Genomic DNA, 12,661 nt, shown 5'->3' with positions numbered 1-12,661 from the left:
GCGAGTGCGGTGCGCGGCGGCTGATTGGCTCACGAAGTTCACGCGCGCCGCTCGCGCACCGGTCGGGATCGTCCCGCGATGCAGGGGCGCGGTTCTGTCAACCGCGGTCAACCGCGCGTCCCAGGCTTGCGAGCGATCACGCAGCCGGTTTGCCGACGGTCTGCGCGAGGATCGGCAATTCGTCTTCGTTCAACCGCAGCACATCGGCAAGCAGCCGGTGGTTGATCCAGCCGCGCACCACGGTGGCGAGCCCCTCGGAGGCGCAGTAGAGCGAGACGTTCTGGCAAATCGCGCCGGCGGCGATGCCCGCGAACAGTTCGCGCTGCTGGCGCGGCGTCGAGAGCACCTGGGAAGCGCGCAGCACGTAGACGAGATCGAGCGGCGCCTTGCCCACGAAGTCCTGATAGCCCGTCATGTTGCGCGCATCGACGGCATGCTTGAGCGCCAGCCGGTCGAATTCCGGCTCGTAGCGGTACACGCCGTGAGGCAACGCGACATAGATGTCGATCTCGTTGAAAGCCTGCGCGGACGGTGCGGTATGGCCGTCGGTTTCGGCGCGATTGATGCCGTTCGCCGCCCAGAGCAGTTCGCCGAGCGTGTCGAGCGCAATGGGCGTATCCGCGTAGTCGCGGGTGCTTCTGCGCCGCGCAAGCGCGCTCAGGAGCGGTGCGCCGGCGTCGTGCCGCGGGCGCGGCAGGTCGATGAAGACGGGCGCCTCGCCGCTCGCGCGAGCGGGCGGCAATTGCGGCGCGGGTTCGTACTCGATGCGTTGAACAGGGGTCATGAGATTGCTCCAGTCGCTGGCGTGGCGGTCGAGCCGGATTGCGCGTCGACGCACAGGGATGACGCCGATGGCGGCGCGCTGCAAATGCGCGATGCCTTGAGCGAGTGCGCGTGCCATGGCATCCGTCTGCCGTTTCAGTCTCGGCGCGCGGAACGGGGGCGCGATTGACTCAGGTCAATCAGGACTGCGCGCTCCGAGCGCGCGGCGAGGTACGCCGCAAACATCGACGCGTCCTGTGTGCTTTTCGCATCCTTGATATGTGTCAATTCGAGGTCGGCGGCGAGGCGCACGATGAATCTGCGTGTGCAGCGACGATGCCGCGCATCATCCTCAATGTGAAGGAGCCCATGCCATGCAACACCTGATCGTGGCCGCGCATCCGGTCGAAGACAGTCTCACCATGCGCCTGATGCGGACGTATGTCGGCGAACTGGTGCGGCTGGGGCATGACGTGCGCGTTCACGACCTGTACCGGATGGGCTTCGATCCCGTGCTGTCGGCGGCGGAGCTGATCGACGGAACGGCCGCGCACATCCGGACGGTCGACGTGCTGTCCGCGCAGGAAGACGTGCTCGAAGCGGCGGTGCTGACCGTCATCTACCCGCTTTGGTGGATGGCGATGCCCGCGATGATGAAGGGCTACATCGACCGTGTTTTCAGCCGCGGTTTCGCGTACACGGTGGAACAGGGCGACGTGCGCGGTTTGCTCGCGGGGCGACAGGCGGCGCGGGTGACGGTCTCCGGCTCGCCGCTGGCTTCGTTCGTCGACAAGGGCCGCTGGCAGGCGATGCAGATGCTCCAGGACGTGCACGTCTTCGGCGCGGTGGGGTTCGACGTGGTCGGCCACCTCCATTTCGATGAAGCCGGCACGGCGTTGCCCTCCGCGGGCGCGCCAACCGACTTCGCACGCGTGCGCGAGTTCGTTCGCGGCCACTTCGCTTCGGTGCCCGCATGAACACGTCTGTCAAACCGGAACGGCGGCCCGCGCGAAAGACACGACAGGCTCTGCCGCCGCGCGTGCGCCGCCTCGTCGAGAGCCCGACCTATGTTCAGGCCGATGAGGACGGCGCTTTCCTGCGTCGCCCGGAAATGTGTGGCGTGCGTTTGCAGCTCGATTACTGGAAAGCCGAGGAAAAGCTGCAGCAGCTCGGCATTCGCGACACGGTCGTGGTGTACGGCAGCACACGCATCGAAGCGCCCGCTCGCGCGCGCCGCCGGCTCGCTGAGGCGCGCGCGCGGCTCAAGGCCAAACCGTCCGACGCGCAGCGCCAACGCGCGGTTCGCGCGGCGGATGCAAACATGCGCCACAGCGTGTATTACGAAATCGCGCGCGAGTTCGGACGCCTGGTTGGCGCATCGGAGGGCAGCACGCGGCTTCCGAGGCTCACGATCGTGACGGGCGGCGGTCCCGGCATCATGGAGGCGGCCAATCGCGGCGCGTACGACACCGACTCGCCCACCGTCGGCATGAATATCGCGTTGCCGCACGATCAGCTTCCGAACGCATATCTGACGCCCGAATTGTGTTTCCGGTTTCATTACTTCGCCATTCGCAAACTCCATCTGCTCGAAAAGGCCAAAGCCGCGGTGTTTTTTCCTGGTGGCTATGGAACCTGCGATGAATTATTCGAAGTCCTGACGCTTTTGCAAACGAGAAAAATCGAGCCGATTCCGGTGGTGCTGGTCGGCGAGGCGTATTGGCGCAGCCTTGTCGACTTCGACATGATGGCCGAAGAAGGCATGATCGCGCCCGACGACCTCACGCTTTTTCGCTATTGCGAGAACGCGCAGGATATCTGGTCGGCAATCTGCCAGTGGCATGACGCAAATGCATGAATGCAGCTGCAAAAAACAATCCGACAAGCTGTTCGTTTCGGCCGCATGACAGCCGATCTTTTTCATGATGCTGACGTAGATATCAGCGTGTAGATCAGGAGTGAAACGCAATGAAATCCGATATCGAACTAAAGCGCGACGTCGAAGCCGAGTTCGCGTGGGATAAATCGATCAACCCCGCGGAGATCGGGGTCGGCGTGTCGAATGGCGTCGTCACCTTGTCGGGACATCCCGCGAGCTTTGCGCAGAAACTCGCGGCGGAACGGGCGGCCGCGAGGGTTGCGGGTGTGCGCGGAATCGTCGTCGAAATGGAGGTGCGTCTCGCGCGCCATGACGTGCGCAGCGACGAGGACATCGCGGACACCGTGCGCTCGATTCTCGAGTGGACCGTCGGGTTGAACAATCAGATGGTGCAGGCGCGGGTCGAAAAGGGCTGGGTCACGCTGATGGGCGAGTGCGATTGGAGCTATCAGAGTCATGCCGCGAAAAACGCCATTGCGCATCTGCTCGGCGTGACGGGTGTCACCGATACGATTCGCGTCCGGGGCGAGGCGTCGGCGGAAGATATCGCGGTGGGAATTCGCGATGCGATACAGCGTCACGGCGATCGCGAAGCGAAACATATTGGCATCGAGATTGACGACGGCACGGCGATCCTCACCGGCAAAGTCGCGTCGAATGCCGAACGCAGGCTCGTGTTCGGAGCCGCCAAAGCGACGTCAGGCGTGCGGGCTGTGGTCGATCTGCTCGAAATCGGGTGAATGCGCGCGCCGTTATCGTGAGGAGGCGTATTGGCGATTTAAACAATAAATCGGCAGTCGTTATTCGTCTGACAATATCATGTTATGTATCATTTTATCGGGCCGGCGGCAATGTGAAGTTCAATAAATGTCCTTTCTGAATTGACCGCTAATGGTCGGGGAATTCGCGCCGTTAGCAGGGCAGGTGACCAAAAAAAATGCCATGCACATTCTCCAGCGGCAACAGGGAAATCATGGCGGGACATTAAAACACTCTAGCCCCAGGTAGCGACCTCTATGCCTCAGGATGTCAGCATTCGTGCCCGCCTTGCGATGGCGATGGCCTTTCTCGCGGTTTTGCTCGTCATCGGCGGACTGATGGGCGTCGGCGGCGTGTTCGTGAGCAATAACGATGTCAAGGAGTTGTACGCGAACCGGCTCGCTTCTTCCGAGGCCTTGGGGCAGGCGAACGTCGCGCTGTCGCGGGCGCGTTTGTGGCTGTATCGCATCGCACTCGACCCGACGAGCCCCGACGTCCAGCAGGAGACGCAGACCGCCCGCAATTTGCTGACCGCCGCCAGGAGCGCGTGGGACAGTTACCGCGCGTTGCCGTTTTCCAGCGCCGACGAGGCGCGTCAAGCGCGCGACGTCAACGAGAAGTTCGGCCTGCTCGTCACCAACGGGCTGGACCGGATGTTCGCGGCGATCGACACCCACGACCCGGCCAGAATTGCGGACGTGTGGAAAAACCTGCCGCCCGCGCTGTTTATCGATGTATCCGACGGCATGGACTCGCTCGGCGGAACGCAGGTCACGACCGCACGGGAATTGTTCGACGCCGCCCAGACGCGTTTTCGCTGGTTTGTGGCAATCGCCATCGTGGGTATCGCCATTGCGCTCGCGGCCGCGGTTCTGGCGTGGCGATCGCTGCAGCGTGCAATTGGCGTTCCGCTGGATCGGGCGCTCAATCACTTCAGCGCCATTGCAAACGGCGATCTCACCACGCATGTCGAGGTCCATTCGCGCGACGAAATGGGGCGACTGATGGAAGGCCTGAAGGCGATGCAGGGCAAGCTCATTCGGACCATCGGCGTCGTTCGGGATGGCTCGCGCCAGATCGAAATGGCCAGTCACGAAATTTCCGAAGGCAACGTGGATCTTTCGCAGCGCACGGAGGAGCAGGCGGCGTCGCTGGAGCAAACCGCTGCATCCATGGACGAGCTGACGGCGACCGTGCGCCTGAACGCAGAGAATGCAAAACAGGCGAGCGATGTGGTGAGAAGCACCGCGCTGCTCACCGATCAGGGCAACGAGGCCACGCAGGCCGTGGTGCGGACCATGCGCGGCTTGTCCGATTCGTCGGGAAAGATCGCGGAGATCATCGGTGCGATTGAAGGCATTGCTTTCCAGACGAATATTCTTTCCCTGAATGCCGCCGTGGAGGCCGCCAGGGCCGGTGAGCAAGGCCGGGGTTTTGCCGTTGTCGCCAGCGAAGTGCGTTCGCTCGCGCAACGCAGCGCGACGGCGTCGCGCGAAATCCGGGACCTGATTACCGATTCGTTGAATCGGGTCGGCGCGGGCGCGAAACAGGCGGATCGTGCGATTGGAGCGATGCAGGAAATTCAGGCTTCGGTGAAGCGCGCCAGTCATTTGATGGAGGAAATCGCCGTTGCCTCGGAAGCCCAGTCCAAGGATATCGAGCAGGTGAATCAGGCGGTTTCCGAAATGGACCGCGTGACCCAGCAGAACGCGGCGCTCGTGGAGCAGGCATCGGCTGCCGCGCTGTCGCTCAAGGCGCAGTCGGGGCAACTCGAAACGGCGATCTCGGTCTTTCGCATGGCTCAGGTATGAGAATGCTTCGCGGCCCGATATCGAATGCGTGCGGAATTTAAAGCGCGCCGACGCGCGTTTGTTTGCCCAGCACCTCATGGCAGACGTCCAGCCACGCCCGCGCGGCGTGCGACATGTACCGGTCCGTGGACCAGATATGCGACAGCGTCCAGTCGAGCGCGGGTTCGGTCACGCGCGCGACCGCAAGATTGCCCGTGTCGAGGTGAGCCAGGAACGGCTCGGGCAGGAAGGTGGTGCCCAGGCCTGCCGCCGCCATGGCGGCGAGAAAGTCCCAATGTCCGCTGCGTGCCACGACATGAGGTTCGATACCGGCTTCGCGAAACGCGGCAAGCACGCGGCGGGTCAGGGCGAAACCCTCGTCGAGCAGAATCAGCGGCTGGTGTTTGAGCGCGCCAAGTCGCACGGTCCGGCGTCCATGCCATGAGGCTTCACGCGGACCCACCGCCCAGATCGAATGGCGTGCAATCGCGCGGCTTGCAAGACCTTCCGGCGTGCTGCCGGGTAAAAGCACGGTAGCGCCGACTTCCAGTTCGCCTGCTATGACTTTCTGCTCGAGCAGTTGCCCACCGTGTTCGGCGAGCCGCAGTTCGAGCGTCGGGTAACGTTGCTGAAAGGCTCTGACCGCGCTGGGGAAAAACAGATTGCCCATGGGCGGCATGCCCACGGTGAGTTGTCCGCGAGCGAGTTGCGCGACGTCGGCGACTTCCAGCTGCAATTGTTCAATCACGGAAAGCGCCTGCAAGCCGCGTTCGTAAACCACGCGGCCAATGTCGGTGAGTTGAACTCGCCGACCATCGCGGATCAACAGCGGCTGACCGACTTCGTCCTCCAGTTGCTTCACCATCTTGCTGATTGTCGACTGGGTGACAAACACCGCGGCGGCAGCCTGCGTGAAGCTCCCGAGTTGAACAGTTTCGACGAAATAGCGCAGTGCGCGGATATCGATCGGCATGCTTCCCGCCTTAAAGACACATGAAAAAAACGACTGGATTTTATGACATAAAATCACGATATGCATCGCTGAATTTTCATTAAACTGGCTCTCGGCTGAAGCTCGACCAGGCGCGATTCTTCATACAAGGAAGCGAGCTTGCGGCAGCGCTTGAAATGAGCGCGGCAGCCTTTTCGCGGATCAGGCGATGTCACCCGTGGCGCGCTCGATGGTCATTCGCGAGACAAGATAACGACTGAAGGTCTGATGGATACGCTACAAAATATGCGGGTGTTTACCCGCGTGGTCGAAGCGGGCAGTTTCACTGCAGCCGCCCAGTCGCTCGACTCGACCACCGGCGCGATGTCGCGCGCGGTTTCGGAGCTTGAGGCACATCTGCGTACACGTTTGCTCAATCGCACGACGCGCCGTCTCGCGCTCACGACGGCCGGCGAGCGTTATTTGCAGCGCTGCAAGCAGATTCTCGCCGACGTCGAAGGCGCCGAAGAGGAAGCCAGTTGCGCGCATGAGCGTCCCGCGGGCGTGCTGCGTATGCATAGTTTTGCGAGCATCGGGCAGCATTACGTGCTGCCAGCGATCTCGCAGTATCGTGCGCTGCATCCGGACGTCACGGTCGAACTCACGCTTTCGCAGCGTATGCCCGATCTGTATGGCGGCAGCAGCGACGTGTCGCTGGTGATCGCGAGTTCGTTGCCCAATTCCGATCTCGTTTCGCATCGGCTGGGCGCGTCGTGCAGCATTCTGTGCGCATCGCCCGAATACATCCAGGCGCACGGCGCGCCGCGAACGCCGGCGGATCTCGCGCGTCACGACTGTTTGATCCTGAAGACTCCCACGGCGCCTGCGAACGAGTGGACGCTCGAAGGTCCCGAAGGCGTTGTGTCGATGCATGTCGATGGGCCGGTGCAGGTGAATATCGCGGAGTCGCTGGCCGTTGCGATTCGCGAGGGCATGGGCATCGGCATGCTGCCTGTCTATGCGGCCATCGACGGGCTGCGCAGCGGTGCGCTCGTGCGCGTGCTGCCGCAACACATCCTGCAACGGGTCAATGTGTATGCGCTCTATCCCTCACGCAAATTTGTCGATGCGAAGACCCGCACCTGGGTGGAGTTTCTGCGTAACTATCTGGGCGAGGTGATTGCGCGCGACATGGCCGCGCTCGAAGCGCTGGCACGTGACCCGCTCGCGGATTGCACGGCAGTCGCGGCCGCGCTCGACTCGCCTTTGCCTGGCGCGGCGAATACCTTGACGGACACACCGGCCTGAAAAAAGCGGCATGACGGCGAGACGTTCATGCAGGCGCCTCGCATCCGCGAACAATTTGTCCGGCAAATAAAAAAACGCCAACCCGGCCGGGTTGGCGTTTTGCATGAGGCGCGGTGACGATCAGAACTGATTCATCGTGTTGTCTTTGCCCGCTGCCTTCAGGGCGGCTTCGCCGCTGAAGTATTCCTTGTGGTCGTCGCCGATATCCGAGCCGGACATGTTCTGGTGCTTGACGCACGCGATGCCCTGGCGGATTTCCTTACGCTGCACGCCGGCCACGTAACCCAGCATGCCCTGGTCGCCGAAATACTCCTTCGCGAGATTGTCGGTCGACAGCGCGGCCGTGTGATACGTCGGCAGCGTGATGAGGTGGTGGAAGATACCGGCTTCGCGCGACGCGTCGGCCTGGAAGGTGCGGATCTTTTCGTCGGCGATCTGTGCCAGCTCGCTCTGGTCGTATTCCACGCTCATCAATTGCGCACGGTCGTAGGACGAAACGTCCTTGCCCGCGGCCTTCATCGCGTCGTACGCCTGCTGACGGAAGTTCAGCGTCCAGTTGAACGACGGGCTGTTGTTGTACACCAGCTTGGCGTTCGGAATGACCTTGCGGATCTCGCTGACCATGCCGCCGATCTGCGCGATATGCGGTTTTTCGGTTTCGATCCACAGCAGGTCGGCGCCGTTTTGCAGCGCGGTGACGCAATCCAGCACGCAGCGTGCTTCGCCCGTACCGGCGCGGAACTGGAACAGGTTGCTCGGCAGGCGCTTGGGGCGCAGCAGCTTGCCGTCGCGCTTGATGACGACGTCACCGTTGCCGAGCGCGTCGGCCGAGAGTTCTTCGCAATCGAGGAACGAGTTGTACTGATCGCCCAGATCGCCCGGCGTGCTGGTCACGGCGATCTGCTTGGTCAGGCCCGCACCCAGCGAGTCGGTGCGCGCCACGATGATGCCGTCGTCCACGCCCAGCTCCAGGAAGGCGTAGCGGATTGCGCGGATCTTCGCGAGGAAATCTTCATGCGGCACGGTGACCTTGCCATCCTGGTGGCCGCACTGCTTTTCGTCGGAGACCTGGTTTTCGATCTGGATGCAGCACGCGCCCGCTTCGATGAACTGCTTGGCCAGCAGGTAAGTGGCCTCGGCGTTGCCGAAACCCGCGTCGATGTCGGCGATGATCGGCACGATGTGCGTGACGTGATTGTCGATCTTTGCCTGGATGGCGGCCCTGGCTGCGCCCTGGGCGGCATCCAGCTCGCGGAACAGACCGCCCAGCTCACGGGCGTCGGCCTGGCGCAGGAAGGTGTACAGCTCGCGGATCAGCGCGCTGACCGAGGTCTTTTCATGCATCGACTGGTCCGGCAGCGGACCGAATTCCGAGCGCAGCGCGGCCACCATCCAGCCCGAGAGGTACAGATAGCGGCGCTCGGTGCTGTTGAAGTGCTTCTTGATGGAGATCATCTTCTGCTGGCCGATGAAGCCGTGCCAGCAGCCCAGCGACTGGGTGTACTTCGCCGGATCGGCGTCGTAGGCGGCCATGTCGGCGCGCATGATTTTGGCCGTATAGCGGGCGATGTCGAGACCGGTCTTGAACTTGTTCTGCGCGCGCATGCGTGCGGCGTATTCGGGATTGATCGCGTTCCAGGCGCTGCCTTGCTGCTCTTTCAACCCGGCAATCGCCTGGATGTCGTCTTGATATTGGGTCATGAGTATCTCCTGAAGGAAAGCGTGAGTGACTAGATAGTCGGTCGAACTGCATGACTTAATAGTAACGCCGCGCCGCCAACTCTTATATAAGACATAAGACATAATTTTTTGTTGTTTTTCAATGACTTGTGAGGCGATTTTTGCGATGTAAAACATGCTCCCAAGGAGCGGAATGACGGATTCGCCGTCGATTCGTCGGAATTCCGCAATATGAAATGTGCTTTCGGCAGCTGGAGTTGGAGTGTGGGCGCTGCCGTCCGATCAGGATTGATTTGTGTCAATCGCCGGAAGTCGATCCGCGCGAGTATGAGTTCCACGTTCTGCGTTGATCGTGAGGTGAGAAATGACTCAGCAATCCGGCGCGAAGGGACTCATGCGATTCACGAGGATTCTGGTCGCGGTGGACGCCACCACGGCGTCGTCTGCGGCGCTCAGGTATCTGAAGCCGCTCCTCCACCGCGGCGTGACCGTGCGGGTGGTGTCCGTCGCAGAAAACCCGCACACGCTTGTCCCGTTGGGCGGATGGGCGGGAGCGCAGCTACAGGCTTTCCGGGTCGAATTGCTGCGTGACGCGGACGCCGCGATCCAGACCGCGCAAGCCCGGTTGCAGGGCCGCGGTGCAAAAATCGACGGCCAGCTCGTCGACCTTTGCAAAGTGGGCGGCCATCTCGTGGATGCGCTCGGCGAGGCGATTTCGCAATGGGCGCCTGATCTTGTCGTGCTGGGAACGCGTCATCATCAGGGCCTGTTGCGTTGGGTGGAGGGCGAAGTCTCCGCGCCGCTGGCCCGACTGCTTCATGCTCCGGTCCTGATCGTGCCGGCCGAATACGACGGCGCATGCGATGGTCCGCCTTCGCGGGTGCTTTTCGCGACAGATGGCAGCGACGCTTCCCGGTGCGCGCTGCGTGCAGGCGCCGGTCTCGTCGCTTCACGTTCGGAGTGGCGCATCATCCATGTCGTCGATCGTCTGCTGGCGCCGGGCACCGGGCCATTTGAAAGGCAGCTCGAGGAGACGCTCTCAGAGATCGGCCAGGTCGCCCTCAAGGCCGCAGTCGGCGAACTCGCCTCGTATGGCCAGCAAGATGAGCGAGCCGTGGAAACCGCGCTCATCAAGACGAGCAGCACCTTCGACGATGTGCCGCATGCAATCGAGCGCGACGCGGTGCGATGGAAGGCGCAACTCGTCGTCCTCGGAACGCACGGGCGACGCGGCGTGACGCGCTGGCTGCTCGGCAGCGTCGCCGAAAGAACGCTGCGATTGACGTCCGTTCCGCTTTTGCTCGTGCCAACGCCTCGCGAATAGCGGCGGCAGACAGGCACGCGCCAGTTTCCCCGCCACCGGCGTATCACTCGCAACGGAAAGTCTTCGCTACCCGCGCGGATAGATCGACTTTGCATGCGCGAGCGGCCCCGAAACGGCGCGCACCGCACGACTTGCGTCGGCACTTTGCGTGCACTGGCAACGTGAATCGCTGCACCGGTACGCGCCGCCAGGTGGCCCGCGATGTCCCACGATGGCGCGCGAACGACGCCGCGCGCTGTCTGTGCGGTGCGTGCCCGTTCGTCTGTGAGGCACGCCAGGCAAGCTTGCGCGGCGCGCGCGGGGTCATCTGGCATAGATGCTGCTTGTTGCGTTCCATCTTGTATTCAAGATTGAACTCATGCCACGCTTCCGCCCGTTGAAGGTTCGCGCACTGCTCGATGCGTATCGCCGTGGCGAGATCTCGCCGCGCGAGACGGTTGACACCGTGCTGCACCGCCTTGCGACCACGCATCGTCCAGAAGCGTGGATCCTGCGTGTCGCCGCGTCCAGCCTCGTCACGCGCGCCGCGCAACTCGAACAACTGCTCGCCGACGAAGGTCCTGCGCTATTCGAGCGCATGCCGCTGTTCGGCGTGCCGTTCGCGGTCAAGGACAATGTCGATGTCGCAGGCCTGCCGACCACGGCCGGTTGCGCGGCGTTCGCCTATACGCCCGGCGAAACGGCGTTCGCGGTCGAGCGTCTGCTCGACGCCGGCGCGATCCTGATCGGCAAGACCAATCTCGATCAGTTCGCGACCGGCCTCGTCGGCACGCGGTCGCCTTATGGCGCGGTGCGTCAGGTCGATCACGACGACTTCATTTCAGGCGGCTCCAGTTCGGGTTCGGCGGTCGCGGTGGCGGAAGGCATCGTCGCGTTTGCGCTGGGCACCGATACGGCGGGCTCGGGGCGCGTGCCGGCGGGCTGCAACGGCATCGTCGGCCTCAAGCCGTCGCTGGGGCTCGTCAGCAAGCGTGGCGTCGTGCCCGCGTGCCGCACGCTCGATACGCTCTCGGTGTTCGCGCACGATGTCGCCGACGCGTGGACCGTGCTCGATCGCCTGGCGGCCTTCGACGCGCGTGACGCCTATTCGAAGCCGCTCGTCTCGCGCGGCCTGGCGCATGGATCGCTGCGCCTCGGCGTGCCCGACACGCTCACGTTCTTCGACGACAGACGCGCGCAGGACGCATTCGCCGCGACGCTCGACGGCATCGCCACGCATCTGGCGCTCACGCCCGCGCGCTTCGCCTTCGCACCGTTGCAGCAGGTCGCGGCGCTGCTCTATGACGGCCCGTGGGTGGCGGAGCGGCGCGCCGCGCTCGGCGACTTCTTCGACACGCATCGCGCGCAGATCGACCCGACCGTGGCGAAGGTGATCGCTCAGGCCGAACGCTTCGACGCCGCGAAGGCATTCGACGGCCAGTACACGCTAGCGCGTCTGAAGCGCGAGGCGGACGCGCTGTTCGAACAGTTCGACATCCTGATCGTTCCGACCGCGCCGACACATCCAACCCTCGCCGAGGTGCACGCGAATCCAGTCGAGGTGAACAGCCGCCTCGGTGTCTATACGAACTTCGTCAATCTGCTCGACTGGTGTGCGCTCGCGGTGCCGGGCGTGCCGCGCGACGATGGCTTGCCCGCGGGCGTCACGCTGATCGGACCGTCGGGCGCGGACCAGCAGCTCGCGGTGCTCGGCGCGCGCATTCAGGCGCTGTTTAACGAAACGGACGAAACCACCGCAGCCGCCGCGGCACGCGATGCCGATGCGATAGCCGCGAGTCCGCTGCCGATTCAGGAACCGTGCGTTACGCTCGCGGTGGTCGGCGCGCATCTGCGCGGCGAGCCGCTGAACTGGCAACTGTTGCAGGCGGGCGCGCGCTTTGTCGAAGCGACCACGACGGCGCCGCATTACCGTCTTTACGCGCTCGCGGGCACCACGCCGCCGAAGCCGGGCCTCGTGCGGCAGAGCGTGGGCGCGGAAGGCGACGCGATCGCCATCGAATTGTGGGACGTGCCGCTGCGCAGTTTCGGCGCGTTCGTTGCCGCGGTGCCCGCACCGCTTGCGATCGGCTCGCTCGATCTCGCGGATGGGCGAACCGTGAAGGGTTTCGTCTGCGAGCCCTTTGCGGTGGCCGCCGACGCGGCTGCATCCGATATCACGGCTTATGGCGGCTGGCGCGCGTATCTGGCGCATCGCGCGCTAAAGCGCTAATGCACTCAAACGCTGAACT

10 protein-coding genes are annotated in these 12,661 nt (G+C 63.4%); 7 read left to right on the top strand and 3 right to left on the bottom strand.

The genetic code is table 11. From position 1 onward, the window contains the following. Positions 1-136: 136 nt before the first annotated feature. A complete protein-coding gene (locus BMY06_RS34370; protein WP_074987427.1) occupies positions 137-784 on the bottom strand; it encodes a nitroreductase family protein in 648 nt (215 codons plus the stop codon). Positions 785-1,136: 352 nt separating this feature from the next. Between BMY06_RS34370 and BMY06_RS34365 the strand changes: the two genes are divergently transcribed. The 4 genes from BMY06_RS34365 to BMY06_RS34350 all read left to right on the top strand — a co-directional run bounded on the left by BMY06_RS34365 (position 1,137) and on the right by BMY06_RS34350 (position 5,211). Next, a complete protein-coding gene (locus BMY06_RS34365; RefSeq protein WP_074987400.1) occupies positions 1,137-1,739 on the top strand; it encodes an NAD(P)H-dependent oxidoreductase in 603 nt (200 codons plus the stop codon). Next, positions 1,736-2,620: an LOG family protein gene (locus BMY06_RS34360; RefSeq protein ID WP_074987399.1), complete on the top strand. Its 885-nt coding sequence runs from the start codon at positions 1,736-1,738 to the stop codon at positions 2,618-2,620. The genes BMY06_RS34365 and BMY06_RS34360 overlap by 4 nt, the downstream gene beginning before the upstream one ends. A gap of 110 nt (positions 2,621-2,730) precedes the next feature. Next, complete coding sequence (locus BMY06_RS34355; RefSeq protein ID WP_074987398.1) at positions 2,731-3,381, top strand: BON domain-containing protein; 651 nt, start codon at positions 2,731-2,733, stop codon at positions 3,379-3,381. 276 nt (positions 3,382-3,657) lie between these two features. Further along, a complete protein-coding gene (locus BMY06_RS34350) occupies positions 3,658-5,211 on the top strand; it encodes a methyl-accepting chemotaxis protein (RefSeq protein ID WP_074987397.1) in 1,554 nt (517 codons plus the stop codon). Positions 5,212-5,248: 37 nt separating this feature from the next. Here BMY06_RS34350 and BMY06_RS34345 read toward each other — a convergent pair whose 3' ends face one another. After that, complete coding sequence (locus BMY06_RS34345) at positions 5,249-6,163, bottom strand: LysR family transcriptional regulator (RefSeq protein ID WP_074987396.1); 915 nt, start codon at positions 6,161-6,163, stop codon at positions 5,249-5,251. Between the two features lie 246 nt (positions 6,164-6,409). On the opposite strand from BMY06_RS34345, the gene BMY06_RS34340 reads away from it, so the two are divergent. Continuing rightward, positions 6,410-7,429: a LysR family transcriptional regulator gene (locus BMY06_RS34340; protein WP_074987395.1), complete on the top strand. Its 1,020-nt coding sequence runs from the start codon at positions 6,410-6,412 to the stop codon at positions 7,427-7,429. Between the two features lie 120 nt (positions 7,430-7,549). Here BMY06_RS34340 and BMY06_RS34335 read toward each other — a convergent pair whose 3' ends face one another. Then, positions 7,550-9,130: an isocitrate lyase gene (locus BMY06_RS34335; protein WP_065058363.1), complete on the bottom strand. Its 1,581-nt coding sequence runs from the start codon at positions 9,128-9,130 to the stop codon at positions 7,550-7,552. A gap of 343 nt (positions 9,131-9,473) precedes the next feature. Here BMY06_RS34335 and BMY06_RS34330 point away from each other — a divergent pair, with 343 nt between their 5' ends. Both BMY06_RS34330 and atzF read left to right on the top strand, forming a co-directional pair. Continuing rightward, complete coding sequence (locus tag BMY06_RS34330; protein WP_065058364.1) at positions 9,474-10,433, top strand: universal stress protein; 960 nt, start codon at positions 9,474-9,476, stop codon at positions 10,431-10,433. A 358-nt stretch (positions 10,434-10,791) separates the two neighbouring features. Next, positions 10,792-12,642 (top strand): allophanate hydrolase, encoded by a 1,851-nt coding sequence (gene atzF / locus BMY06_RS34325; protein ID WP_074987426.1) that lies wholly within the window; start codon positions 10,792-10,794, stop codon positions 12,640-12,642. Positions 12,643-12,661: the final 19 nt, after the last annotated feature.

It is taken from the genome of Paraburkholderia tropica (genome assembly GCF_900109265.1).
Classification (GTDB): domain Bacteria; phylum Pseudomonadota; class Gammaproteobacteria; order Burkholderiales; family Burkholderiaceae; genus Paraburkholderia; species Paraburkholderia tropica.
The sequence above is the reverse complement of the archived record's forward strand: the minus strand, read 5'-3'. Positions and strand labels throughout refer to the sequence as shown.

Bases quoted from the DNA above. Each gene is read 5' to 3' on its own strand.
- BMY06_RS34355 (WP_074987398.1), top strand. From the start codon at position 2,731: ATGAAATCCGATATCGAACTAAAGCGCGACGTCGAAGCCGAGTTCGCG.
- BMY06_RS34330 (WP_065058364.1), top strand. From the start codon at position 9,474: ATGACTCAGCAATCCGGCGCGAAGGGACTCATGCGATTCACGAGGATT.
- BMY06_RS34365 (WP_074987400.1), top strand. From the start codon at position 1,137: ATGCAACACCTGATCGTGGCCGCGCATCCGGTCGAAGACAGTCTCACC.
- BMY06_RS34350 (WP_074987397.1), top strand. From the start codon at position 3,658: ATGCCTCAGGATGTCAGCATTCGTGCCCGCCTTGCGATGGCGATGGCC.
- BMY06_RS34345 (WP_074987396.1), bottom strand. From the start codon at position 6,163: ATGCCGATCGATATCCGCGCACTGCGCTATTTCGTCGAAACTGTTCAA.
- BMY06_RS34340 (WP_074987395.1), top strand. From the start codon at position 6,410: ATGGATACGCTACAAAATATGCGGGTGTTTACCCGCGTGGTCGAAGCG.
- BMY06_RS34335 (WP_065058363.1), bottom strand. From the start codon at position 9,130: ATGACCCAATATCAAGACGACATCCAGGCGATTGCCGGGTTGAAAGAG.
- atzF (WP_074987426.1), top strand. From the start codon at position 10,792: ATGCCACGCTTCCGCCCGTTGAAGGTTCGCGCACTGCTCGATGCGTAT.
- BMY06_RS34370 (WP_074987427.1), bottom strand. From the start codon at position 784: ATGACCCCTGTTCAACGCATCGAGTACGAACCCGCGCCGCAATTGCCG.
- BMY06_RS34360 (WP_074987399.1), top strand. From the start codon at position 1,736: ATGAACACGTCTGTCAAACCGGAACGGCGGCCCGCGCGAAAGACACGA.